The sequence below is a fragment of the Stenotrophomonas sp. YJH_SMC_94-11 genome (genome assembly GCF_059370435.1).
Map to the genome: position 1 here is coordinate 219281 of NZ_JCAFTR010000006.1, position 24405 is coordinate 243685.

25 protein-coding genes are annotated in these 24405 nt (G+C 67.8%); 5 read left to right on the plus strand and 20 right to left on the minus strand.

Going from position 1 to position 24405, the window contains the following annotated elements; genetic code table 11:
- Positions 1 to 3 precede the first annotated feature (3 nt).
- Positions 4 to 495, plus strand: coding sequence for a dihydrofolate reductase (locus AC5P74_RS12700; protein WP_053500480.1), 492 nt, complete (start codon positions 4 to 6; stop codon positions 493 to 495).
- 86 nt (positions 496 to 581) lie between these two features.
- Here AC5P74_RS12700 and AC5P74_RS12705 read toward each other — a convergent pair whose 3' ends face one another.
- The 10 genes from AC5P74_RS12705 to AC5P74_RS12750 all read right to left on the minus strand — a co-directional run bounded on the left by AC5P74_RS12705 (position 582) and on the right by AC5P74_RS12750 (position 10450).
- Complete coding sequence (locus tag AC5P74_RS12705; protein ID WP_346608023.1) at positions 582 to 1229, minus strand: DUF1287 domain-containing protein; 648 nt, start codon at positions 1227 to 1229, stop codon at positions 582 to 584.
- Positions 1226 to 2248 carry a symmetrical bis(5'-nucleosyl)-tetraphosphatase gene (locus tag AC5P74_RS12710; protein WP_005415345.1) on the minus strand — a complete coding sequence of 341 codons (1023 nt, stop codon included), beginning with the start codon at positions 2246 to 2248 and terminating at the stop codon, positions 1226 to 1228. Before AC5P74_RS12710 ends, AC5P74_RS12705 begins: the two co-directional genes overlap by 4 nt.
- 15 nt (positions 2249 to 2263) lie before the next feature.
- A complete protein-coding gene (gene apaG, locus AC5P74_RS12715; protein ID WP_008268668.1) occupies positions 2264 to 2647 on the minus strand; it encodes a Co2+/Mg2+ efflux facilitator ApaG/CorD in 384 nt (127 codons plus the stop codon).
- 13 nt (positions 2648 to 2660) lie between these two features.
- Positions 2661 to 3464, minus strand: a complete 804-nt coding sequence (gene rsmA / locus AC5P74_RS12720) for a 16S rRNA (adenine(1518)-N(6)/adenine(1519)-N(6))-dimethyltransferase RsmA (protein ID WP_053500476.1) — start codon at positions 3462 to 3464, stop codon at positions 2661 to 2663.
- Positions 3461 to 4441, minus strand: a complete 981-nt coding sequence (gene pdxA, locus AC5P74_RS12725; RefSeq protein WP_005415348.1) for a 4-hydroxythreonine-4-phosphate dehydrogenase PdxA — start codon at positions 4439 to 4441, stop codon at positions 3461 to 3463. The genes rsmA and pdxA overlap by 4 nt, the downstream gene beginning before the upstream one ends.
- Positions 4442 to 4444: 3 nt before the next feature.
- Positions 4445 to 5788, minus strand: a complete 1344-nt coding sequence (locus AC5P74_RS12730) for a peptidylprolyl isomerase (RefSeq protein ID WP_053500472.1) — start codon at positions 5786 to 5788, stop codon at positions 4445 to 4447.
- On the minus strand, positions 5785 to 8265 hold the full coding sequence (gene lptD, locus AC5P74_RS12735) for an LPS-assembly protein LptD (protein ID WP_111129210.1): 2481 nt from the start codon (positions 8263 to 8265) through the stop codon (positions 5785 to 5787). The genes AC5P74_RS12730 and lptD overlap by 4 nt, the downstream gene beginning before the upstream one ends.
- 89 nt (positions 8266 to 8354) lie before the next feature.
- Complete coding sequence (locus AC5P74_RS12740) at positions 8355 to 9293, minus strand: histone deacetylase family protein (RefSeq protein ID WP_053500468.1); 939 nt, start codon at positions 9291 to 9293, stop codon at positions 8355 to 8357.
- Between the two features lie 9 nt (positions 9294 to 9302).
- On the minus strand, positions 9303 to 9857 hold the full coding sequence (locus tag AC5P74_RS12745) for a cob(I)yrinic acid a,c-diamide adenosyltransferase (protein WP_053500465.1): 555 nt from the start codon (positions 9855 to 9857) through the stop codon (positions 9303 to 9305).
- Positions 9858 to 9865: 8 nt separating this feature from the next.
- On the minus strand, positions 9866 to 10450 hold the full coding sequence (locus AC5P74_RS12750; RefSeq protein WP_005415353.1) for a hypothetical protein: 585 nt from the start codon (positions 10448 to 10450) through the stop codon (positions 9866 to 9868).
- A 109-nt stretch (positions 10451 to 10559) separates the two neighbouring features.
- Here AC5P74_RS12750 and ubiH point away from each other — a divergent pair, with 109 nt between their 5' ends.
- The gene (gene ubiH / locus AC5P74_RS12755; RefSeq protein WP_346608024.1) at positions 10560 to 11768 is read left to right on the plus strand and encodes a 2-octaprenyl-6-methoxyphenyl hydroxylase; all 1209 of its coding nucleotides are present in this window, start codon (positions 10560 to 10562) and stop codon (positions 11766 to 11768) included.
- A complete protein-coding gene (locus AC5P74_RS12760) occupies positions 11765 to 12946 on the plus strand; it encodes a UbiH/UbiF family hydroxylase (protein ID WP_053500461.1) in 1182 nt (393 codons plus the stop codon). Before ubiH ends, AC5P74_RS12760 begins: the two co-directional genes overlap by 4 nt.
- Positions 12947 to 13014: 68 nt before the next feature.
- Here the strand turns inward: AC5P74_RS12760 and AC5P74_RS12765 are convergent, their stop codons facing one another.
- From AC5P74_RS12765 to AC5P74_RS12790, 6 genes are all read right to left on the minus strand, one after another.
- Positions 13015 to 13410, minus strand: coding sequence for an EF-hand domain-containing protein (locus tag AC5P74_RS12765; protein ID WP_053501230.1), 396 nt, complete (start codon positions 13408 to 13410; stop codon positions 13015 to 13017).
- A gap of 49 nt (positions 13411 to 13459) precedes the next feature.
- A complete protein-coding gene (gene rlmM / locus AC5P74_RS12770) occupies positions 13460 to 14527 on the minus strand; it encodes a 23S rRNA (cytidine(2498)-2'-O)-methyltransferase RlmM (protein WP_329843637.1) in 1068 nt (355 codons plus the stop codon).
- Positions 14511 to 15071 (minus strand): nucleoside deaminase, encoded by a 561-nt coding sequence (locus AC5P74_RS12775; protein WP_005415358.1) that lies wholly within the window; start codon positions 15069 to 15071, stop codon positions 14511 to 14513. Before AC5P74_RS12775 ends, rlmM begins: the two co-directional genes overlap by 17 nt.
- A gap of 96 nt (positions 15072 to 15167) precedes the next feature.
- Positions 15168 to 15890 (minus strand): DUF6348 family protein, encoded by a 723-nt coding sequence (locus tag AC5P74_RS12780; protein ID WP_346608025.1) that lies wholly within the window; start codon positions 15888 to 15890, stop codon positions 15168 to 15170.
- 48 nt (positions 15891 to 15938) lie between these two features.
- A complete protein-coding gene (locus AC5P74_RS12785) occupies positions 15939 to 16592 on the minus strand; it encodes a hypothetical protein (RefSeq protein ID WP_095379343.1) in 654 nt (217 codons plus the stop codon).
- A 43-nt stretch (positions 16593 to 16635) separates the two neighbouring features.
- Entirely contained in the window at positions 16636 to 18384 is a 1749-nt protein-coding gene (locus AC5P74_RS12790; RefSeq protein WP_065186344.1) for a glutamine--tRNA ligase/YqeY domain fusion protein, read from the minus strand.
- A 211-nt stretch (positions 18385 to 18595) separates the two neighbouring features.
- On the opposite strand from AC5P74_RS12790, the gene AC5P74_RS12795 reads away from it, so the two are divergent.
- Positions 18596 to 18859 carry a putative signal transducing protein gene (locus AC5P74_RS12795; RefSeq protein WP_005415362.1) on the plus strand — a complete coding sequence of 88 codons (264 nt, stop codon included), beginning with the start codon at positions 18596 to 18598 and terminating at the stop codon, positions 18857 to 18859.
- A gap of 30 nt (positions 18860 to 18889) precedes the next feature.
- Positions 18890 to 19555, plus strand: coding sequence for a peptide-methionine (S)-S-oxide reductase MsrA (msrA, locus tag AC5P74_RS12800; RefSeq protein WP_053501257.1), 666 nt, complete (start codon positions 18890 to 18892; stop codon positions 19553 to 19555).
- Positions 19556 to 20131: 576 nt separating this feature from the next.
- Here the strand turns inward: msrA and AC5P74_RS12805 are convergent.
- The 4 genes from AC5P74_RS12805 to ahpF all read right to left on the minus strand — a co-directional run bounded on the left by AC5P74_RS12805 (position 20132) and on the right by ahpF (position 24307).
- The gene (locus tag AC5P74_RS12805) at positions 20132 to 21088 is read right to left on the minus strand and encodes a transaldolase (protein ID WP_065179586.1); all 957 of its coding nucleotides are present in this window, start codon (positions 21086 to 21088) and stop codon (positions 20132 to 20134) included.
- 50 nt (positions 21089 to 21138) lie between these two features.
- A complete protein-coding gene (gene rnk, locus AC5P74_RS12810) occupies positions 21139 to 21543 on the minus strand; it encodes a nucleoside diphosphate kinase regulator (RefSeq protein ID WP_053501173.1) in 405 nt (134 codons plus the stop codon).
- 123 nt (positions 21544 to 21666) lie between these two features.
- The gene (locus AC5P74_RS12815; protein WP_049414506.1) at positions 21667 to 22629 is read right to left on the minus strand and encodes a LysR substrate-binding domain-containing protein; all 963 of its coding nucleotides are present in this window, start codon (positions 22627 to 22629) and stop codon (positions 21667 to 21669) included.
- A gap of 85 nt (positions 22630 to 22714) precedes the next feature.
- Positions 22715 to 24307: an alkyl hydroperoxide reductase subunit F gene (gene ahpF, locus AC5P74_RS12820; RefSeq protein ID WP_005415367.1), complete on the minus strand. Its 1593-nt coding sequence runs from the start codon at positions 24305 to 24307 to the stop codon at positions 22715 to 22717.
- Positions 24308 to 24405 lie beyond the last annotated feature (98 nt).

Sequence of the window (24405 nt, forward strand, 5' to 3'; positions counted from 1 at the left end):
GCCATGAAGCTCTCGATGATCGTGGCGCTGGACCGCAACCGTGGCATCGGCCAGGGCAATGCCATGCCCTGGCACCTGCCGGATGATTTCAAGCACTTCAAGGCGCTCACCCTGGGCAAGCCGATCCTGATGGGGCGCAAGACGGCCGAGTCGATCGGCCGCGTACTGCCGGGGCGCACCAACCTGGTGCTGACCCGCAGCGGCCAGGTGCCGTTCGCGGGCATGCGCGCGGTGGCGTCGCTGGACGAGGCGAAGGCGATTGCCGAAGGCGAGGGCGCCAGCGAGCTGTGCATCATCGGCGGCGGCGAGATCTTCCACCAGCTGCTGGACCAGGCCAGCGACCTGTACCTGACCTGGGTCGATGCCGAAGTCCCCGCCGACACCCATTTCCCCGAGGTGGCCGTGCAGGACTGGCGGGAAGTGAGCAGCGAGCCGCATCCGGCCGATGACCGCCACGCCTATGCGTTCCGCTTCGTGCATTACGTGCGCCGCTGAGGATGGTTTTCTGTAGAGCCGAGCCATGCTCGGCTGCTGTTGCCTGATACCTCCCGTAGCTGAGCATGGCCCGGCTCTGCAGGTGCCTACGGCATCCGGTAATGCCCGATGATCGCGTGCTGGAACAGCAGGTTCTCTTCACGCGTGCCGCGCGCGATGTTGTGCAGCACCAGCGGTGTGCCATTGGCCAGCCTCCGGTCGGAGACGATGCCGACATGCAGCAGACCGTTGCCGTTGAGCTTCCAGGCCACGATGTCACCGGCCGCATAGTCGGTGGCGAGGGCGGTGATCGGTTGCTGCCAGCCCTGCCGTTCGAACCAGCGCATCAGGTTCGGCACACGTCGATGATCAATGTTGCGGTCCGGCCGTGACAGGCCCCAGATCGCGGGATACGCGCTGAAGTTGCCGCGCATGTCTTCATGCACGCGCGCCTGCAGGTCCAGGCCCTGGCTGCGCAGGGCGCGCACCACCACGTCGGTGCACACGCCGCGATCAAGCGGGACGTCGCCGCCGGGATAGGACAGGACCTGGTAGGCGGAATCGTAACGGGTGGTGACGCCGATCTGTGCGCGCGCTGCGGCCACCAGTGGCGGTGAAGGGGCCTGCGGCTGCGATGGCGTGGGGGCGGCATTTCCGCCGCCGGTGGGAGCCGGGGGCGAAGCAGGCTGGCAGCCGCTGGCCAGGGCCAGCGTCAGCAGCAGCACCCTCCATGGTGCCCAGCCGCGCCGCGTCATGCCTGCGGCGCGGCGCCGTTGTTGTGGGGTCCACCGGAGCCTCCACCGCCACCACCTCGACGGCGACGACGGCGCGGACCACGGTTGCCCGGGTTGGCAGCAGCGGCGTTGCCGCCGCCCTGTTCCTTGCCCTGCACCGCAGCGGCGGGGCGCTCGTGCGCCGGTCGCGCCGGCGGGCGGGCGTGGGGTACGGGTGCCGGTACATCACGGCCCGGCACCTGCACCACGCGCAGCTCGTCGGTATCGAGCTGGATCGCGGTCAGCTTGCCGCCCCAGACTGCGCCGGTGTCGATGGCGTGCACGCCCTGGGTGATGGTCAGGCCCAGCGCCGACCAGTGGCCGCAGACGATCTTGAGGTCGCGCTCGACCCGTCCCGGTACTTCGAACCAGGGGTAGAGTCCCTGTTCCTGCGTGCCAGGGGTGCCCTTGTCCTCGATGCCGATGCGCCCGCGCGGGGTGCAGTAGCGCATGCGGGTGAGCACGTTGATGATCGCACGCGAACGGTCGTAGCCGGACAGGTTCGGCGCCCAGCTTGGCTTGTCGCCGTACATGTTGCGGAACAGCTTGCGGTAGCCGGCGCCGTGCAGCTGCACCTCGACTTCGGCGGCGTGCTTCTCTGCCATCTGCGTGGTCCACTTCGGCGCCAGGCCGGCGTGCACCATCATCCAGCCCAGCTCGCGATCCACATGCACCAGCTTCTGCAGGCGCAGCCAGTCCAGCAGTTCGTCGCGGTCCTCGGCCTGCACGATGCGCAGCAGGTCCGGGTTGACCTTGCGCTGCTCCTCTTCGGTGCGTGCACCGACGGCCAGCAGCGAAAGATCATGGTTGCCCAGCACCACCACGCTGTGCTCGCGCAGCGAATGCACCAGCCGCAGCGTTTCCAGCGACTGGCCGCCACGGTTGACCAGGTCGCCGCAGAACCACAGGGTGTCCTGGGCCGGGTCGAAGCGGATCTTCTCCAGCAACCGCTGGGTAACGTCGTAGCAGCCCTGCAGGTCGCCGATCGCCCACACACTCATCGTTCGGCCTCCGTGTCAGTGCAGGGTACGCGGGACGGCCAGCACGAACGGTGCGACCGGCGCGGCAAATTCGGTGCCATCGTCGGCGACCATGTCGTAGTGCCCCTGCATGGTCCCGTGATCGGTCCCCAGCATGACACCGGACGTGTAACGGAAGTCTTCACCGGGGCGCAGCCGCGGCTGCTCGCCGATCACCCCGTCGCCATCGACATGCTCGACACGGCCATTGGCATCGGTGATGCGCCAGTGGCGTGCGACCAGGCGTGCGGCGACCCGCCCCTGGTTGTGGATGCGGATCGTGTAGGCGAACGCAAAGCGACCGTCTTCCGGCGCGGATTGATCGTCGAGGAAGCGCGGCGCGACTTCGACGGAGATGGCATATACGTCAGCGTCTTCCATACCGGCAGTGTAATCAGGAGGCATTGGCCAAAGCGATGAATTCGGCCACGTCCAGCTGTTCGGCGCGGGCATCGGGACGCACGCCGGCAGCGATGAACTGCTCGGCGGACACCACGTTGTTCAGGGCATTGCGCAGGGTCTTGCGGCGCTGCCCGAAGGCGGCCTTGACCACCTCGGCGAAGCGCGTGTGGTCGTTGATGCTGATCGAGGCCGGGTCACGCGGCACCAGCCGCACCACGGCCGAATCGACCTTCGGCGGCGGCCGGAACGCGCCCGGCGGCACCACGAACAGGGAGGTCACCTGGCAGTAGGCCTGCAGCATCACGCTGAGGCGGCCATACACCTTGCTGCCGGGGCCGGCGGCCATGCGGTCGACCACCTCCTTCTGCAGCATGAAGTGCATGTCGCGGATCACTGCGGCATGCTCCAGCGCATGGAACAGGATCGGCGAGGAGATGTTGTAGGGCAGGTTGCCGACCAGGCGGATCGGCTGGCCATTGGCCAGTTCGGTGAAGTCCACGCGCAGCACGTCGCGATGGACAATGGTCAGCTCGCCCAGCGGCTCGGCGGCGGCGGTCAGCGGCGCGATCAGGTCGCGGTCGAACTCGATCACCGTCAGCTTCGGGTGCACGCGCAGCAGCGGCAGGGTGATGGCGCCCTGGCCTGGACCAATTTCAACCAGGCGGTCGCCATCTTTCGGGTTGACCGCCATCACGATCTTGTCGATGTAGTGGCGATCGGCCAGGAAATGCTGGCCAAGCTGCTTCTTGGCCGGTGCGGTGAACACCGGGCCGGAGGGGGAATGCGGGGAATTCATGCGCTCAGTGTACGTTGCCGCGCCAGCTGCGCACACAGCGTCGTTGCCGCCTGCAGGCTGGAAGGATCGGCGATGCCGCGGCCGGCCAGGTCCAGCGCGGTGCCATGGTCGACCGCCACGCGCGGGTAGGGCAGGCCGAGGGTCAGGTTCACCGCCTGTTCGAAGCCGGAATACTTCAGCACCGGCAGGCCCTGGTCGTGGTACATCGCCAGCACGGTGTCGAAACCGGCCAGCTTGGCCGGCAGGAAGGCGGTGTCGGCCGGCAGAGGCCCGACCAGGTCCATGCCCTCCGCGCGCAGGCGCTGCAGCAGGGGGATGACCAGGTCCAGTTCCTCGCGTCCCAGATGACCGTCTTCGCCGGCATGCGGGTTCAGCCCGAGCACCGCGATGCGCGGCGCAGGCAGGCCGAACTCGCGGCGCAGCGCGGCATGCACCGTGCGCAGGGTGTGTTCCAGGCTGGGCGCGGTGATCGCATCGGCCACCTCGCGCAGCGGCAGGTGGGTGGTGGCCAGGGCCACGCGGACAATGTGATTGGCCAGCATCATCACCACCTTCACTCCGGCCTGGTCGGCCAGCAGTTCAGTGGTGCCGCTGTAGGCGATGCCGCCCTCGTTGATGACCGCCTTGTGCACCGGGCCGGTCACCACACCGTGCAGCTCACCGGACAGGCAGGCCTGGCCGGCGCCGAGCAGGGCGCCGATGACCGCGCTGGCATTGGCCGGATCGGCCTGGCCGAAGTGGCTGGGCACCGCGTTGCGGACGGCGCGCAGGCGCAGATCGCCGGGGACGCGTGCTTCGGCGTGCTCGGGTAGCAGTTGCAGGGGCAGGTTCAGGGCGGCCGCAGCCGCGCGCAGGGTGTCCGGGTCGGCGAAGGCCAGCAGCCGGCAATCTTCACGCGGCTGCTGGACGAGGCGGACACACAGCTCCGGGCCGATCCCGGCGGGCTCGCCCGGTACCAGAGCGAGCTCGGGGCGCATCGGTCAGGACTGCGGCGGCGTGGCGGTGTTTTCCGCGCGGTCGCCGCTGCGGAAGCTGACGTAGGCTTCGCCACGCAGTTCCTGCAGGAAGCGGTTGTACTCGTCTTCCAGCTTGCGGCGGCCGATGGTCTCGCGGACCTGGGCGCGCTGGTTGTCGGTGGTCACGTCGGTCTGGCGGGTCGCCACGCGCTGCACGATGTGCCAACCGGCGTCGGTGCGGAACGGCTGGCTGACGCCACCATCCTGCAGGCCACTCACCTGCTGGCCGAAGGCCGGACCGAACGCGTCAGCCGGGAACCAGCCGAGATCACCGCCCTGGCCCTTGCTGTTGTTGTCCTCGGAGGACTCCCTGGCAACGGTCTGGAAGTCGGCGCCGCCGGCAATGCGGGCGCGCAGGGTATCGATCTTGGCCTTGGCAGCGGCATCGGTCTGGTGGTCGTCCACGCGGACCAGGATGTGGCGGCCGTGGAACTCGGTGACCGTCTGCTCACCGGCGGCGGAACTGCTGTCACGCACTTCCACCAGCTTCAGCAGCTGGAAGCCGCTCGGGCCGCGGATCGGGCCGACCACCTCGCCCGGCTTCATCTTTTCCATCAACTGGGCAAAGGCCTGCGGGATTTCATCCAGGCTGCGCCAGCCCAGATCGCCGCCTTCCAGCGCGTTCGGGCTGTCCGAATAGCGCACGGCCGCGGCATTGAAGTCCAGCTCGCCCTTGTCCAGCAGGGCCTTCACGCCATCGGCCTTCTTCTGGCCGGTGGCGATCTGGTCGGCGTTGGCACCGTCGGGCAGGGCGATCAGGATGTGCGCCAGGTGATACTGGTTGCCTACCGTCGCTTGCTGCTTCAGCGCGGCGTCGACTTCACCCTCGCTGACGCTGATGCGGCTCTGCGCGAAGCTCTGGCGCAGGCGCTGCACGGTGATCTCGTCACGCACCGACGCGCGGAAATCGTTGAAATCGATACCGTCATGGGCCAGGCGCTGGCGAAGGGCATCCAGGTTCGAACCGTTCTGCTGGGCGATGGCGTTCATCGCCTGGTTCAGCTCCTGGTCGCTGACACGGATGCCGCTGCCCTGGGCGCGGGCCACCTGCAGCTTGACCAGCACCAGGCGTTCGAGCACCTGGCGGCTGAGCACGTCTTCCGGCGGCAGCTGGTTTTCCCGGCCGGCATACTGCGCCTTGATGTTGGCGATCGCACGCTGGAGCTCGCTCTGCAGGATCACGTCCTCATCGACGACGGCAGCGATGCGGTCAAGCGGCTGCGCCTCCTGGGCAAGCACCTGCAGGGGGGCGGACACGCTGGACACCGCCAGCAGCGAGGCGAGAAGAACGGGGAAGCGCTTGGTCATGGGATCAGGTTCGGATCGTAGTCATCCCGGGTCGCCCCGGTGTTGCTCGGCGGCACGAGATAGAGGTCGTCGCGGTTGTAGCCGAGGATAGCACGGCGCAGGGTACGGTCCGTGTCCTGCCCCAGGGAGCTCAGGCCCTTGAGCACGAACTCCACCTGGATGGAGTTGTTCATCTCGCCTTCGCGGTTGCGGACATAGCGGCGGCCGACCACACGCACGGCCAGGCAGCAGCTGTCCCACTGGACACCGCCGATGATTTCCAGCGGCTCCTTGTCCTGCAGCGAGTAGTAGTAGCGACCGACCAGGCTCCAGCGCGCATTCAGCGGGTACAGGAACGACAGGTCGGCCTGTTCCAGCAGGGTACGGTCGTGCTTGTTGGCGTTGGCCGGGGCGCCCGAGTTGATGCGGTAGCGGTAGCTCAGGTTGATCACGCCATCGTTGGGCATCAGGTAGCGGGCACGGACGCTGGCCAGATCCTCACGCTTGTACTTCGGGTCCCACTGGTAGGTGGCACCCAGGGTCCAGCGGTCGTTGATCATGTAGTTGCCGTCGGCGATCCACGCCGACTTGCCCTTTTCCACCGGCGCGCCGCCCGGGGTGACGGTCACCCGCGACTCGTCGAAATACTGGATCTGGCCGATGGCCGCCGAGAAGCGTTCCTTGCCGGTGGTCTGGTCGATGAAGCGGGTGCCCAATGCCAGGGTCAGCTGGTTGGCATCGTTCTGGCGGTCGGCGCCGGTGTAGCGCGAGTCGCGGAACAGCTGGCCCCAGCTGAACGTGAAGTCACGGGTGTCGAAGATCGGAAGGTCGTCCTGGTTGCGGTACGGCGTGCGCAGGTAGAACAGGCGCGGTTCCAGGGTGTGCAGGAAGGACTTGCCGCCGATCGTGGTCTCGCGATCGAAGAACAGGCCGGCGTCGATGCTGCCGATCGGCAGGCTGCGGCTGGGCGATTTGTTGCCGCGCAGCTGCTCCGGCGTGGCGGTGTTCGGGTCGATGCCCTGCGAGGCCAGCACGTTGCGGCGGACGCTGTCAGCCAGGCCCTGGTCCAGGTCGTAGCCGGTGTAGCGGTAGGCCAGGGTCGGGGTGACGTACCAGGCCGCGCCACTGATCGGGAACGACACGTACGGCTTCACGTCCAGGCGCGAGCCGCCGTACATGCGTTGGGTCTGGCCGTTGCGCGTGTACTGCAGGTCGGGTCCCGCATCGGCGCCGTACTTGAAGTTGATGTCGTCGTGGGTGAAGCGCACGGCTTCGGCATAGATGCCGGTTTCCAGCCACGGCAGGACCGGCTTGTCCCAGTTGAAGTACAGGCGCGGCTGGCGGTTGTACGGCAGCGCGCTTTCATTGAGCGTGTAGTCGGTCAGCTGCCAGCGGTCGGCCATGATGCCGGCCGTCCAGTTCCTGCCGGTGCCGTACAGGCCCACGGTGCTCTGCAGGTTCGAGGCAGTCACCCCGACCAGGCGGTTGGCGAAGTCCTCGACATAGCGCTCGTCGCTGACCCAGGCCAGGTTCGCACGGGCCTGCCAGTGGCTGTCCACGTTGTGGTAACCGCTGAACATCACCCGGCCGCGGTCGCGGTCGCGCAGCTTGTCGTTGGGCATGAACGCGGTCAGCAGTTCGCCGCGGCCGCCGTTGTAGAGATAGCGGAACTCGTTGTCGAGCATCAGGCCGCGCCGGCTCATGTAGCGCGGGGTCAACGTGTCGTCGTAGTTCGGCGCCAGGTTGAAGTAGATCGGCTGTGCGTAGTCGAATCCGTTGCGCCCGGACATGCCCAGCTGCGGGAACAGCAGGCCGGTCTTGCGGCGGTCATCGATCGGGAACTTGAAGTACGGCGCCCACAGCACCGGCACCTTGCCGATCCGCAGCACGGCGTTGCGGGCGGTGCCGAAGCCCTCGTCGTTGTCCACTTCGATCTGCGGCGCCGACAGCTTCCACACCGGCTGTGACGGGTCGCAGGTGGTGTAGGTGGAGCGGTGCATCTGGCCGACCGCGCCCTGCAGGTCGACCGACTCGGCATCGCCGTTGCCGCGGCGCGACACCAGCTGGTACTTGATGTCGGTGATCTTGTGGGTGTCGCTTTCCTGGTTGCCCTCGGCGCGCTTGGCGACCATGCGGATCGAGGAGTCCTGGTAGCGGACATTGCCGTCGGCGATGTAGTTGCCGCTCTCGGTATCGAAGCTGAGCTTGTCGGTGCCGACGAACTGGTCGCCGCGGCGCAGGGCCACGTTGCCTTCGTACTGCGGCACGGTGGTCGTGCCCAGCAGCTGGTCACCCTCGATGTCGGTCGGCTGCTGCTCGCGCGCAGCGCTGGCGGCGGCCTTGTCCTGCCCCGGGACCGGGGTGGGCGCATCGGTGAACGCGGGAATCACGTCGGTAGCCGGGCACAGGCCCCAGTTGAGCGGCTTTTCATCGGCCATTGCCGGCAGGCAGATGGCGATGCTCAGAGGCAGGGGAAGCAGGCGGAGGGCTCGGCGCACGCGGTTCGGATTCGGGCGAAAACGGACGGTAGCTTGCCCCATCCCTTGCATAGGGGCAATGAAGGACGCCGCAGCCTGCCGGTTCGGGTTCATCCGGAGACGCTGCCGGGAGGGGGCAGCAGCAGGGCCCGGACATGGGCCACGCTGCACTCGGCAAGGGCCTGCAGGTCATAGCCGCCTTCCAGCATCGAGACCACCCGGCCGGCCGCATGACGGCGCGCCAGCGCATGAAGTTCCCGGGTGATCCAGGCGAAATCGTCGGTTTCCAGCATCAGGTCGGCCTGCGGGTCACGCAGGTGGGCGTCGAAGCCGGCCGAGATCAGCAGCAGCTGCGGACGGAAGTCGTCGATGGCCGGCAGCATTTCGTCGGCCCACACGTTGCGGAAGCGGAAACCGCCACTGCCGGGGGGCAGCAGGATGTTCATCAGGTTGCCGGCACCGCGGTCGCGGCGCAGGCCGGAATTGGGGAACAGGCCGGCCTGGTGGGTGCTGTAGTACGAGACCCGGGCGTCGTGCTGGAAGATGTCCTGGGTGCCGTTGCCATGGTGGACATCGAAATCGACCACCGCGATCCGCTCCAGCCCATGGCGGTCGCGGGCATGGGCCGCGGCAATGGCAATGTTGTTGAGCAGGCAGAAGCCCATCGCGGTGCTGCTGGTGGCGTGGTGGCCCGGGGGCCGCACCGCGCAGAACGCCAGCGGATCCTCGCCCAGCATCACTGCATCGACCGCGGCCACCCCGGCGCCGGCGGCGTGCACGGCGGCACTGGCCGAGCCCGGCGAGGTCCAGGTGTCCATGTCCAGCTGGCGCAGCGGCGCGGTCTGCGGCTGCAGCACGAAGTCGAGCAGGGCACTGTCGTGGACCCGGGTCAGTTCGCCGAACTTGGCCGGCGGCGCCTCGCGCCAGTCCAGCTGGCCGGGGAACGCGGCGTGCAGGGCATCGAGTACTTGCTGCAGGCGTTGCGGGCACTCCGGATGGCCGGGGCCGGGGTCATGCAGCAGGCAGGACGGATGGGTGAAGACCAGCATCGTGCCGACTCAGCGCTGGCGCTGCTGTGGCTGCCACAGCGCTTCGCCATGGCCGTCGGCGCGGGCCAGTACGCGCGCCAGCACGAACAACAGGTCCGACAGCCGGTTGAGGTACTGCAGCGCCTCGCTGCGCACGGGCTCAAGGCGGGCCAGGGTGACGGTCTCGCGCTCGGCGCGGCGGACGATGGTGCGGGCCAGGTGGCAGCGTGCGGCGGCCTCGCCACCAGCCGGCAGGATGAACTCCTTCAACATCGGCAGGTTGGCGTTGTAGTGGTCCAGCTGCTGTTCCAGTGCCGAGACATCGGCGGCGTGGATGGCGGCGTGGCCCGGGATGCACAGCTCGGCACCCAGGTCGAACAGCTGGTGCTGCAGATGCACCACCAGCGCGCGGACATCCTCGGGCAGCGCGGTGGCAAGCAGCAGGCCGAGCGCAGCGTTGGCTTCATCGACGGTGCCGTAGGACGCCACCCGGGCGTCGTCCTTGGCCACGCGCTGGCCGTCGCCGAGGCCGGTACTGCCGTCGTCGCCGGTGCGGGTATAGATGCGCGAGAGGCGATGACCCATGGCGCGGCTCAGTGCCGGATGTCGCGGCGGGCCTGCTGAAGCTTCAGTACCTGCTCCACCGCCAGCTGCAATGCCGCCGCCAGCGCCACGTAGATCGCGGTGGTGCGCAGGTAGGGGCCGAACCATTGTGCGTAGTTCTGCGCCCAACCGGCCAGCGTCGGCTCGGCCACGTTGCGGGTGGTCCAGTAGAAACCGCCCTGCGCCAGCAGGTGGCAGACCGCCACCGAGGCCACCAGCAGCAGTGCCCCCTTGGCCAGCACCGGCCAGCGTGCGCCCTGGTAGTTGCGGCCCAGCAGCATGCCGCCGGCCCACAGCGAGAAATACGCCGGCAGCAGCAGCCAGTAACCCGGCGACACGCAGTAGTGCTGCCAGAAATCCAGGCCGCTGCTGCGGATCACGATCCAGTCCACCAGCACGGCGAACACCATCAACAGCGGAAACGCCCAGCGTGTCCACGTGGCCAGGTAGAAGCCACCGATGAAGAACACCGCCCAGGAGGCATCGGGGATCGCCGCGAAGTGGTTGACCCGGGTCGCCGCCAGCAACAGCACGAGGACGGACAGGACGAAGGCGCGGTTGGCGGTGGCGGACATGGCAGCGGGCCCGGAGCGGATTCAGGTTTCATTCTAGCCCGCCGCGCCGGTTGGCGCAGGTCGGGTGGTGTTGGGCGTTCGGGCAGGGCGAGAGCGTATCATGAACATCATGAGTGAACGACATGACGTGCTGATCGTCGGTGGTGGCCTGGTCGGTGCCAGCCTGGCCATCGCCCTGGACCGCCTGGGCCGCGATGTGGGCCTGCTCGAGGCCAGCCCGGCCGGCGAGCTGCCGGCGGTATTCGACCAGCGCAACCTCAGTTTTGCCGCTGCCACGGTCAATGCGCTGACCGCGCTGGGGGTCATGCAGAAGCTGGCGATGGCGCCGGGCCCGATCCGCCGCATCCACGTCAGCCGCGCCGGCGATTTCGGCCGGGTGCTGCTGGAGGCTTCCGACTACGACCGGCCGTGGTTCGGCCAGGTGGTGGTGGCGCGGGACTTCGGCCAGGCGCTGGAAGCGCGCCTGCAGGAGCTGCCGCGGCTGCGGCGCTACCGGCCCATGCGCTTCCTGGGCCTGGGCGAGGTGGTCGATGGCTACCGCCAGGTGCGGGTGGCCGACGAGACCGGCGAACGCGTGCTGCAGGCCCGGCTGGTGGTGGGGGCCGATGGCACGACCAGTGGCGTGCGCGGCGCGCTCGGCATCGAGGTCGACCGCCATGATTTCCAGCAGACCCTGTTCGTGGCCCGCGTGCGCAGCCAGCGCGCGCCGGACGGCACCGCCTGGGAGCGCTTCACCGATACCGGCCCGACCGCCCTGCTGCCGCGTGGTGATCGCCACTTCGGCACCGTGCACGGTGTTGCGCGCGACCAGGCCGATGCGGTGATGGCGCTGGACGATGCGGCTTGGCTGCAACGCCTGCAGAACGCGATCGGCTGGCGCGCAGGCCGGCTGCTCGAATCCGGCCCGCGCAGTGCGTATCCGCTCATCCAGGTGCTGGCGCGCGCGCTGGCCGGAGAGCGCGCGGTGCTGCTCGGCAATGCCGCGCAGACCATCCATCCGCTGGGTGCACAGGGCTTCAACCTGGGCCTGCGCGATGCGCTGACCCTGGCTGAACTGCTGGAGGATGCGCATGCGGATGCCGGCAGCGATGCACTGCTGCAGGCCTATGTCGCGCGCCGCGAAGAGGACCGCCGGCAGACGGTGGCGTTCTCCGGCGGGCTTGCGCGCCTGACCAGCAATCCGGCGCCGTTGATGCGGCCGCTGCGCAGCCTCGGCCTGGTGGCCGCGCAGCGCGCCTCGGTGCAATCGATGCTGGTCGGTGGTGCGATGGGCTTCCGCGGCGAGGTGCCGCGGCTGTGCCGTGGAGAAGCGGCATGAGCCGGCGCGCGCGTCTTGATGTGGCCATCATCGGCGGTGGCGTGGTCGGTGCCGCGTGTGCGCTGGCGCTGGCTGATGCTGGCCTGTCGGTGGCGCTGGTGGAAGGTCGCGAACCGGCGCCGTGGCAGGCCGCACAGCCGGACCTGCGCGTGTTCGCCTTCGCTGCCGACAACGTACAGCTGCTGAATCGTCTTGGTGTGTGGCCGGCGATCGCGCAGGCCCGTGCATGGCCCTACCGGCGCATGCAGGTGTGGGACGCGGCCGGTGGCGAGGATCTGCTGTTCGACGCCGATCGCTTCGGCCGTCGCGAACTGGGCTACATCGTCGAGAACGGGCTGCTGCAGGACCGCCTGTGGTCGGCGCTGCCGGCGGCGGGTGTGCAGCTGCACTGCCCGGCGCGGGTGGACGCGCTGGAGCAGGACGAGGACGGCGTGCGCCTGCGCCTGGATGACGGGCGTCGCCTGGAAGCGGCGTTGGCGGTGGCCGCCGACGGCGCCGAATCGACCCTCCGCCAGCTGGCCGGGATCGAGGTGGAACGCCATGACTACCACCAGCGTGGCGTGGTGGCCTACGTGGACAGCGATCTTCCCAACCAGGCCACGGCCTGGCAGCGCTTCCTGCCAAGCGGGCCGCTGGCGTTGCTGCCGGTGGCCGAGCGCCGCAGCTCGATCGTCTGGACCCTGCCCGAGGACGAGGCGGCGCGTGTTCTGGCACTGGACGAGGACAGCTTCAACCGCGAACTGACCCGCGCCTTCGCGGCACGCCTGGGTGAGCTGCGGTTGGCCTCCCCGCGAGCGGCATTCCCGCTGCGCCGCCAGCTGGCCCGTCACTACGTGGCCGGTCGTGTACTGGCGTTGGGTGACGCGGCGCATGTGGTGCATCCGCTGGCCGGGCAGGGCGTGAACCTGGGGCTGCGTGATGTCGCCGCCCTGCAGCAGTGGCTGGCACCCTCGGCAGAGCGCCGCGGCCAACCGCGGCTGTCGCCGCAGCGCCTGCAGCGCTGGGCACGCGAACGGCGGAGCGACAACCACATCGCCGCCTACAGCTTCGATGCGATCAACCGCCTGTTCTCCAACGACGAAATGCACCTGACCCTGGCCCGGGGCCGTGCGCTGGGCTGCGTCGGCCGATGGCCGCCGCTGGTGCAGGCGTTCTGGAAGCGCGCCGCCGGCGTCTGAAGCAAAAAGGGGACGGAGGGGATTAAGCCGTATGTGCACATACGACTTAATCCCCTCCGTCCCCTTTTTCAATCCACCAGCCAGCCGGCCAGGTCGGTGCGGTCCAGCTTGCCGCGATGCCTGCGGTCCAGCGAATTGAATTCGTCGGCCAGCGCCGGGTTGGCCTGCGCTTCCTCGCGGCTGATGAAACCGTCGCCGTTCACATCCAGCGCGGCGAAGTGGATGCGGTACTGGCCAACCACGCTGCTGGGCTCCAGCGAACGCACCGTCACCTGTGCCTCGCCGGCCGGCTGTGCAATCTCGACGCTGCCGCTGACCCGACCGGCATCCAGTGGCTGCTGGCGGATCGCGCCGCCGCTGGGGCCCAGCGGCTGGCTCTGCGCCGGGGTGTGCGGCAGTTGCTGGGCCATGGCCGGTGCGACTGACAGCAAAGTGATCAGCAGGGTGAGCGAGTGGTAGCGCATGGTTCCGTTCCCCGGTAGCGCCGGGCCATGCCCGGCGGATGCAATGGGATCAGCGCAGCGGCGAGGCCAGCACGGTGATCTCTTCACGATCGTGATAGAGCTGCTTGGCGCGGACCACCAGCGGCTTGCCGGCCTGGTCCTGGAACAGGTCCAGGCACAGCCGGGTCTCGTCCCAGCGCTTCTTCATCGGCAGCTTCAGATTGAAGATCGCATGCCTGCACCAGCCTTCGCGGAACCAGGTGGCCATGCGTTCGGCGACGCGGCGCGGCTGCTCGACCATGTCGCAGACCATCCAGTCCAGCGGTTGTTCCGGGTGCCAGTGGAAGCCATCGGCGCGCAGGTGCTCGACCAGGCCGGTGTCCAGCACGTGCTGGCGCAGCGGGCCATTGTCGATGCTCAGCACGTGCATGTGCTGCCGGGTGAGCACCCAGGTCCAGCCACCGGGGGCGGCGCCAAGGTCGGCCGCGCGCATGCCGGGCTTGGCCAGCGCCTCGCGTTCTTCAGGCGTCAGTAGGGTCAACAGCGCCTCGTCCAGCTTCAGCGCCGAACGCGAAGGCGCTTCGGGCAGCAGCTTCAGGCGCGGAATGCCCAAGGCCCACGGCGCACTGTCGGCCGGGTCGGCCACGCAGACGAAGGCATGGGTACCGTCGACGAACACCACATGCAGGCGCGGCAGGCGGGTGTTCGGCTTGTCGCTGAGCTTGCCGGCCTTGCGCAGCGCCGGGCGCAGTGCATTGCCAAAGGAACGCGCCAGGCCGGACAACGGCTTGCCAGCGTCGGAATCGGGATGCTCCACCCACAGGTCGCCGAAGCGCGGCGCATCAGCCAGCACCTCCAGCATCGGCGTAATGCGGTCGGCCGGATCCAGCTGTGGCAGCTCGGCCAGCACAACCAGCTTCTGCCGCGCGAAGATCAGTTCGCGCCAGCGCAGGCGCGGTGCCAGCGCTGCGGCCTCGTCGCACATGAAAAGCACGTAGCCGTCATTGCGCTGGGTGCGTGCATAACCGGCGAAACCGGCTTCGCCGGCACGGAACTGCAGTTCGCCGGCCAGCTCGGGCTCGAAACCCTGCCGGCACAGGCACAGCAGGCCGATGCCGGTTTCAGTAACGGGCGCCATCGCTTTCCCCATAGGCACGCAGCACGCTGCGCGCGGCGTCGCGGTTCAGGCCCTGCACCACTTCGATGCCACGCTTGTTGAGCTCGCCGACCCAGTCGGCCGGCAGCGGGCCTTCGTCGAACGGGGTCAGTTCCTCGACGTCGGCTGCACTGGCACCGATCAGCAGGCGGTCGATGCCCGCCCACACGGTGGCGCCGTAGCACTGGCAGCACGGCTGCGAGCTGGTGGCCAGGGTGACCGGCGACAGCACCGCGTTCAGGCGCGGGGTCTGCAGGCGTTGCTGGGCCAGCATGTAGGCCATGTTCTCGGCGTGCGCCAGCGAAGTCGCGTGTGGCATCACCCGGTTCACGCCGGCAGCGATCACCTTGTCGTCCGGGCCGAACACCACGGCGCCGAACGGGCCGCCACTGGCGTGCTCGACGTTCAGCCGCGACAGCTCGATCGCCAGCGCGACCTTGGCCTCATCGCCCGGATATCGACGATCCAGGTCGATCTGGTCGTGGATCCAGGCGGGAAGGGTCAGGTGGACTTGCGCGTACAGCATCGCGGGGGTGCCTCGTAGGGATGGAAGAAAGTGCGGTTGCTTGGGAAACCGGCGCGCAGTGTAGCCGCACCGGCCTGTATCGGGTGTGGCGGTGGGTCAGCCGGGCGAGCCGGTGCGGATCACCACGTATTGCTTGCGGAACTCCAGCCCGGCCTGCGGCCAGCTGGCCGCATAGGCACGCAGCAGGGGCAGGGCGGCGGCGAAATCGTGGCCGTTGACCCGGCAATCGGCCTCGCACAGGCCATCGGCATCGCGCGAGGCGAACAGGCGGATGGCCAGGAACGGGCGCGCCGTCAGCAGCTCGTCGAAGGCGTCCATGCTCCTGGTGAACAGGCAGCACGGACAGGAACCATGATCGTCCTCGCTGCAGGTGCTGGCGTCCACCTCGTGCTCGCGGTAATGCGCCAGCGGACCCAGCACCACGGTGCGTTCGTGTTCCCGGCCCTCATCGCCGGCCGGATAGGTCAGGCCCATCATTGGCAGGGCCTGTGCGTCTTCGGCGCCGATCGCGGTCTGCAGGGTCACCAGGTCCACCCGTGCCCAGGCCTGGAAACCGGCCAGCAGCGATGTCTGTTCATCGGTACCGTTGGCGTGCTGGTACTCGAACAGGCCGTCAGCGAACAGCAGCGGATGCTGGCTTTCGATGACGGTGGAGGTCTGCCAGCCCCCGTTGTCGCGCGCGTGTGCGGCCATCGCATGCGGGGTCAGGCGCAGTCCGCTGTCCAGCAGCAGCGCGTTGCCGTCGATGCGGCTGGCGACGCTGGCGTCCTGCAGGGCCTGCTGCAGCAGTGGGAGGAGGGCGGTGGACGTCGTGGTCATGTCAGGCCTGTGGATGGATCGGGTGGAGCATCCAGGCCGGGCCTGGTGCTAGCGGTCGAGCGCGTCAAGTTCGGCGCGATAGCGCTGCGCGTCGGACTGCTGCTGCGGGTCGTTGCCGTGGTCGCGCAGCCAGCTTTCCAGTTCGCGGCGATACTCCGCGCGGAAATCGGCATTGCCCGGGCTGAAATGCAGCTTGCGTGCTGCCACCTCCACGCGCTCGCGCGCGCTGGACCGGGCCTGGGCGATGCCGTGGGGTGATTCGTTGGTGAGGATGACGAAGTTGCGCGGGAAACCCGGCGTGTACTTGACCACGAACGGCTGGTCGCGCGCCGGGATGCGGATGGCGTTTTCCAGCGGCCACAGCGAGGCGGTGTTGGTGTGGAACACCGCCTCCACATCGCGCCCTTCGGCCGTGCGCAGCACCGCTTCGTAGCGCCAGATGTACTGTTCGTTGAGCGTCGAGCTGGTTCGCTCTGCCTTGACGATCACCGCTTCGCCGCGCTCGCCCACCAGGTTGAGGAAGGTGGCGTTGAGGAAGTGGCCGAAGAACATGTTGAGCATCGCCAGCGGGAACACCACGATGGCGTAGCCTGGAAAGCGTCGCCACCACGAGACCAGCCCGGCCAGCACCATCGCTGCAAAGAACGTCAGCAGCGGATGCTGCGAGATGAACCAGAGCAGGACGGACAGGGCGGTGATCATCGTCGGGGGCGTGCGGGCGCCGTGTGGGCGCCCGCGCAGGTGCTCAGGCCGACCAGGTGTCGCGCAGGGTCACGCTGCGGTTGAACACCGGCTTGGCTTCGGTGTGATCGCGGCGGTCGGCGACGAAATAGCCGGTGCGCTCGAACTGGAACGACTGCTCCGGTGCGGCGCTGGCTGCGGCCGGCTCGACATAGCCGGTGACGGTACGGCGCGATTCCGGGTTCAGGTAGTCGCGGTAGGTCTTGCCTTCCGATTCGTCGTCAGGGTTCGGCACCGAGAACAGGCGGTCGTACAGGCGGATCTCGGCCGGCACGCCGTGCACGGCGCTCACCCAGTGGATGGTGCCCTTGACCTTGCGGTTGGCGCCTTCCATGCCCGGACGCGATTCCGGATCGAGCCAGCCGCGCAGTTCGATGATGGTGCCGTCGGCATCCTTGATCACTTCGTCGCAGCGGATGATGCCGGCGCCACGCAGGCGCACTTCGCCGCCCGGCACCAGGCGCTTCCAGCCCTTCGGCGGCACTTCGGCGAAGTCCTCGCGATCAATCCACACTTCGCGGGCGAACGGAACTTCGCGGCTGCCGAAGCTCTCGTCCTTCGGGTGGTTGCTGAAGGTCAGCAGTTCTTCGTGGCCTTCCGGAAGGTTGGTCAGCACCAGCTTGACCGGGTCGACCACGGCCATGCGGCGCGGCGCGGCGCTGTCGAGGTCCTCGCGCAGTGCGCCTTCGAGCACGCTGAAGTCGATCAGCGAATTCTGCTTGCTGATGCCCACGCGCTCGGCGAACAGGCGCATCGCGGCCGGGGTGTAGCCACGGCGTCGCAGGCCCTGCAGGGTCGGCATGCGCGGGTCTTCCCAGCCGTCCACCAGCTGTTCAGTGACCAGCGCCATCAGCTTGCGCTTGCTCATCACCGTGTAGTTGATGTTCAGGCGCGAGAACTCGATCTGGCGCGGCTTGGCCGCTTCGCGTGGCAGCCCGGCATCGACCAGGGGCTGGGTCAGCGCGTCGTCATGGGCGAAATCGACGTTGTCCACGCACCAGTCGTACAGCGGGCGGTGGTCTTCGAATTCCAGCGTGCACAGCGAGTGCGTGATGCCCTCGATCGAATCACCCAGCGCATGGGCGAAGTCGTACATCGGGTAGATCGGCCACGCGTTGCCGGTGTTCTGGTGCTCGACGTGCTTGATGCGGTACAGCGCCGGATCGCGCAGGTTGATGTTGCCGCTGGCCATGTCGATCTTCGCGCGCAGGGTGCGCGCGCCATCGGGGAACTCACCGGCGCGCATGCGGCGGAACAGGTCGAGGTTTTCCTCGACGCTGCGGTCGCGCCACGGCGACGGGCGACCCGGCTCGGTCAGGGTGCCGCGGTAGGCACGCACTTCTTCGGCCGACAGGTCGCAGACATAGGCCTTGCCCTGTTCGATCAGCTTCTCGGCGGCCAGGTAGTAGGCCTGGAAGTAGTCCGAGGCGTGGCGCAGCTCGTTCCAGCTGAAGCCCAGCCAGCGCACGTCGTCCTGGATCGCGGCCACGTATTCCGGATCTTCCTTGGCCGGGTTGGTGTCATCGAAGCGCAGGTTGCAGACGCCGCTGAATTCACCGGCGATGCCGAAGTTCAGGCAGATCGACTTGGCGTGACCGATGTGCAGGTAGCCGTTCGGCTCCGGCGGGAAGCGGGTCTTGATCGCCTGGTGCTTTCCGCTGGCCAGGTCCTCGCGCACGATCTGGCGGATGAAATCGCGCTTCTCGTGGCTGTCGGCGGGGGTCTCGGGGCTGGCGGGGGTGTGCTCGGACATGAGTCGGCGAAAAGAAAGGCAGAAAGACCAACAGTCTAGCGCGTACCGGGCGGGGCTGCCCGGTAGCGCCTCGGGATGCTGGCCAGCGGCCGGCACGACCAGCCCATCTTCCGGTAATGCCGGCCGTTGGCCGGCGGAACGATCATTCGCCGTCACCGGCGGCATTCAGCGCCCGGGCGTATGCTGGACCCTTGCCCCGAGGAGCCGCCACATGCACATCGTGTACAAGGCCGACAACCTGTTCGACGCCCATCTGGTCAAGCACGCCCTGGAAGACGCCGGTATCCCCGCGTTCGTGTTCGGAGAGCAGTTGCTGGGCGGGATGGGCGAGCTGCCGCTGTTTGGCGTGTTGCGGGTCGGCATCCCCGATGCGGCGCGGCCGCAGGCCGAGGACATCGTAGCGGCGCTGGACTTGGGCCAGGCCCCGTCCGACCCCATTTCCGATGCAGACGACATTGCCGGCCTTCCGGCGTAGGAGCGCATCATGTTGGGAATTGGCCAGGGCATCCTCGGCATCGGCGCCTTCAAGCAGCGCTTGCCGCGCCCGGAAGAGGCACTACCGGGGCGTGACCAACCACTGCCGTTGCACAGCAACCAGCACTTCGTGAACAGCCATCCGCTGAAGGACCGTTTCGCCGGCCTGCAGCAGATCCGCTTTGCGCTGGGCTGTTTCTGGGGCGCCGAGCGCAAGTTTTGGACCGAGCCGGGCGTGTACAGCACGTCGGTCGGCTATGCAGGCGGCATCACGCCGAACCCGACCTATGAAGAGGTCTGCTCGGGCCTGACCGGCCACACCGAAGTGGTACAGGTGGTGTTCGACCCGGCGGTGGTGAGCCTGGAGCGGCTGCTGCAGCTGTTCTGGGAAAGCCACGACCCGACCCAGGGTATGCGCCAGGGCAACGACACCGGCACCCAGTACCGTTCGGCGATCCATGCCACCGACGAGGCCCAGTACAAGGCCGCGCTGGCCAGCCGCGAGGCCTACCAGGTGCAGCTGACCGAGGCCGGCTACGGCCCGATCACCACCGAGATCGTGTACCCGGCACCGGCGTACTACTACGCCGAGGACTATCACCAGCAGTACCTGGCGAAGAACCCGAACGGCTACTGCGGCATCGGCGGCACCGGCGTGAGCTGCCCGATCGGGTTGGATGTGGAGGCGCCGCGCTGACGCGCGGTGGTCCGCCTGCGGCGGGCTGAAGCTGAAAGCAACTGCCAAAGCCAAAGCCAAAGCGGCTCTGGGTTGCTGCTTGTTGGGTGGGGCGGTGTGGGTTGGCAGGACACGCCGTGAACCCGTCTCTGGGGGCTCGATGGCGCCATCCATGGCGCCAACGGTCCTGCCAACCCACACCGCCCCACCCCCGAAAGTTTCCCGGTGACAGTGGGAAAGAGCATTGGGTTACTGACGAACTGATGGAAAACAAAAAGGACGCGGCGTTCGCCGCGTCCTTTTTGTTTGGTTCTGCATTGCCCTTGTAGAGCCGAGCCATGCTCGGCTCCGAGCAAGCGAAGCGCGCGACCCGCTGTTGCTCTTCTTTCTTTCTTCCGTGGCGGGCGGCCGCAGGAAACTGTCGAAGGCAGGGTGGGTAGGCCGTGCAGGGGCGTGAGCCGCATGGATGCGGCGACAGAGCTTACAGGGACGTACTTGCAGCGTCCCCTGCACGGCCTACCCACCCTGCCAACCACATGACCCGCTCTTCGCGACCAAGCCCCCCGCCACGAGGGGCTCAGCCGTTGGCCGGAATCCTCACAGTGCCGCGCGGATCCGCTCGCGCAGCGCTTCCAGATCCTTGGCAAACGCATCGATGCCGGTCGCCAGCTTCTCGGTGGCCATCGGATCGGCCGCCAGATCCGCCGCGAACTTGGCCGCATCGATCGGGGTCACCGCCGCGCCATCGGCGGCACCGGCCACCAGCTTGCGCGGCAGCTCGCCGTGGTCGGCGTCCAGCTTCTCCAGCAGGTCCGGCGAAATCGTCAGGCGGTCGCAGCCGGCCAGTGCTTCGATCTGCGCGGTCGAACGGAACGAGGCGCCCATCACCACTGTCGGCGAACCGCGACGCTTGAATTCGGCATACACGCCGCGCACGAACTTCACGCCCGGGTCTTCATCGATGGTGGCCGGGGCCTGGCCGTTGGCCACGTACCAGTCCAGGATGCGGCCGACGAACGGCGAGATCAGGAACGCCCCGGCTTCGCTGCAGGCCAGCGCCTGGGTCGGGTTGAAGATCAGGGTCAGGTTGCAGTCGATGCCCTCGGCCTGCAGGATGCGTGCGGCTTCCACGCCTTCCCAGGTCGCGGCGATCTTGATCAGGATCTTCTCGCGCGGCACGCCGGCATCGGCGTACATCTGGATGAACTGGCGGGCCTTGGCCACGGTGGCAGCGGTGTCGTGAGCCAGGTCGGCATCCACCTCGGTGGACACCCGGCCCGGCACAAGCGTGCTCAGCAGCGCGCCGACGCCGATGGTCAGGCGGTCGGCCACGGCGTGCACCACGGCTTCGCGGTCGCCACTCTGCTGGCGGCCCCAGGCCAGTTCGCGTTCGATCAGCTCGGCGTAGACCGGCAGGTCCAGCGCCTTCTTCACCAGGGTCGGATTGGTGGTGCAGTCCACCGGCTGCAGGCGCTTGATCGCCTCGTAGTCACCGGTATCGGCAACGACCACGGACAGTTCGCGCAGCTGGGACAGTTTGGACGGGGTACTCATTACGGCTCCTGGGACAGGGGGATCGAATCGCGCGCGGTGCGCAGCGGTAATCAGGGGCGGTCGTTGTGGACCGCGGTCACGCGCAGGCGCAGCTTGCGGCCGCCGGGCGCGGTCCAGTCGATGCTCTGGCCGATCGAAAGGCCGAGCAGGGCACTGCCGACCGGGGCCAGCACGGAAACCTTGCCTTCATCGACGTTGGCTTCGCGGGGGAAGACCAGGGTCAGGACGTGCTTCTCGCCCGACACTTCATCTTCGCACTCCACGCGCGAATGCATCATGACGATGCCTTCGGGAATCTGGTCCGGTGCCAGCACGGTGGCCCGGTTGAGTTCTTCAGCAAGCGCGAGCGCGGCAGGCGTCTGGCTCAGCGCAGGGGATTCGAGCATGGCGTCCAGGCGGTCCATGTCGAAGGTGGAAACGGTGATCGACGGCGGCAGGCCGCTGGCGGTACTCATGGTGAAGCTCCTTGGTTGAAAGCCATGCAAAAGGCGGCACCTGCTGGCGCCGCCTGTCTGTATTGTGGGGACAAATGCGGCCGGAATCGACTCCTGCCGATTCCAGGCCGGTACTGCGGGGGCTCAGCCGTTCAGCGCGGGGCCGGGCAGGGCCGGTGCATCGCTGCCGGCATCGAGCGCCTCCAGGGTGAACAGCGCCTGCGGCAGGCGCTTGAACTGGTCGGCCAGGTCCATCAGGAAGTCGTTCATGGCCGAGCTGCGGCGCCAGATCATGGCGATGCGGCGGCTGGGACGGCCTTCGCCGGTGAAGTCGAGCAGGCGGATGTTGTTCGAGCGCGGCACTGGCGGCTGCACCGACAGACTCGGCAGCAGGGTGATGCCGACGTCGGCGGCGACCATCTGCCGCAGCGTTTCCAGGCTGGTGGCGCGGAACTCGGACTTCTCGTTGGCGCCGAACAGGCGGCAGACTTCCAGCGCCTGGTCGCGCAGGCAATGGCCGTCCTCCAGCAGCAGCAGCTTCTGCGTGGCCAGTTCCTGCACGTCCAGGTGCTCGCGACGTGCCAGCGGGTGGCGACCGGAGACGGCCAGCAGGAACGGTTCCTCGAACAGGAACTCGGCATGCAGCTGGTCGTCGATCACCGGCAGCGCCAGCAATGCAGCGTCGAGCTTGCCTTCGCGCAGGCGGTCCAGCAGCACATCGCTCTTTTCCTCGACCAGCAGCAGTTCCAGCTCCGGGAAGCGCTCGCGGATGCGCGGGATCACATGCGGCAGCAGGTACGGGCCCAGGGTCGGGAAGATCCCCAGGCGCACCGTACCGGCTTCCGGATCGCGGCTGCGTCGCGCCGCTTCCTTCAGCTGTTCCACTTCGGACACGATCACCCGCGCCCGTGCGGCCGCTTCCTGGCCGGCCGGGGTCAGCATCACCTTGCGCGGTGCGCGTTCCACCAGCGGCAGGCCGAGCTCTTCCTCCAGCTTGCGGATCTGCGTGGACAACGTCGGCTGGCTGACAAAGCAGGAAGCGGCAGCCCGGCCGAAATGCTTGTGGTCGGCCAGGGCTACCAGGTACTTCAGATCACGTAGGTTCATCCTTACACCCCAGGGGTAACGGACCGGCTGACGGCGTGGTTACCCGACAGGCAGACAATGTTCCCGGTGATCTGGGAACGGTGGATCAGGCCGCTTCAGCAACGGCACCGCTGCTGTTGCTCACCGACGAGCGGATCAGGTGGTCGAACGCGCTCAGTGCGGCGGTGGAACCGGCGCCCATGGCGATGATGATCTGCTTGTAGGGCACCGTCGTGCAATCGCCAGCAGCAAACACACCCGGCAGGTTGGTCTGGCCGCGATCGTCGATGACGATCTCACCACGCGGCGACAGCGCCACCACATCCTTCAGCCACTCGGTGTTGGGCAGCAGGCCGATCTGCACGAAGATGCCTTCCAGCTCGACGCGGTGGGCATCGCCGCCGATGCGGTCCTTGTAGACCAGGCCGGTGACCTTGCTGCCGTCGCCGAGCACTTCGGTGGTCTGTGCGCTGGTCAGCACGGTGACGTTGCCCAGGCTGCGCAGCTTCTTCTGCAGCACTTCGTCGGCACGCAGGCTGGAATCGAACTCCAGCAGGGTTACATGCGACACGATGCCGGCCAGGTCGATGGCCGCTTCCACACCGGAGTTGCCGCCGCCGATCACCGCCACGCGCTTGCCCTTGAACAGCGGACCATCGCAGTGCGGGCAGTAGGCCACGCCCTTGTTGCGGTACTGGTCCTCGCCCGGCACGTTCATCTGCCGCCAGCGCGCGCCGGTGGACAGGATCACCGAACGCGACTTCAGCACCGCGCCGTTCTCCAGCTGCACCTGCACCAGGCCGTCTTCGCCGGCCGGCACCAGCGCACTGGCGCGCTGCAGGTTCATGATGTCCACGTCGTACTCGCGCACATGCTGCTCCAGCGCCGTGGCCAGCTTCGGGCCTTCGGTTTCCTTCACCGAGATGAAGTTCTCGATCGCCATGGTGTCCAGCACCTGGCCACCGAAGCGCTCGGCAGCGATGCCGGTACGGATGCCCTTGCGCGCGGCATAGATCGCCGCTGCGGCGCCAGCCGGGCCACCACCGACCACCAGTACGTCGAAAGCATCCTTGGCGGCGATCTTCTCGGCATCGCGCTTGCTGGCATTGGTGTCCAGCTTGGCCACGATCTGTTCCAAGGTCATGCGACCCTGGTCGAACACTTCACCGTTGAGGTACACGGTCGGCACCGACATGATCTCGCGCTTCTCGACTTCGTCCTGGAACAGGGCGCCATCGATGGCCACGTGCTGGATGCGCGGGTTGAGCACCGCGGCCAGGTTCAGCGCCTGCACCACGTCCGGGCAGTTCTGGCAGGACAGCGAGAAGTAGGTTTCGAACTTGTATTCACCTTCCAGGTTCTGCACCTGCTCGATCAGCTCGGCGGTGGCCTTGGACGGGTGGCCGCCGACCTGCAGCAGGGCCAGCACCAGCGAGGTGAACTCGTGACCCATCGGCAGGCCGGCGAAGGTCAGGTGGATGTCCTGGCCCGGCGTGCCCAGGTCGAAGGACGGCACGCGGCCCTGGCCATCGCGCAGGACCTGCAGCGTGATCTTGTCCGACAGGTTTTCCAGGGTCTGCAGCAGTTCCAGCATTTCCTGCGACTTGGCGCCGTCGTCGGCGTGCGCGGTGATCTGGATCGGGCGGGTCACGCGCTCCAGATAGGTCTTCAGCTGCGACTGCAGGTTGGCGTCCAACATCGGGTCATCTCCTGGCTTCAGGCAAACAGGGGGCGTGGCACCGCTGTAGAAGGTAGCGGACCAGCAGGGGGTAGGGGTGAACCCAAGACAGCGACCGT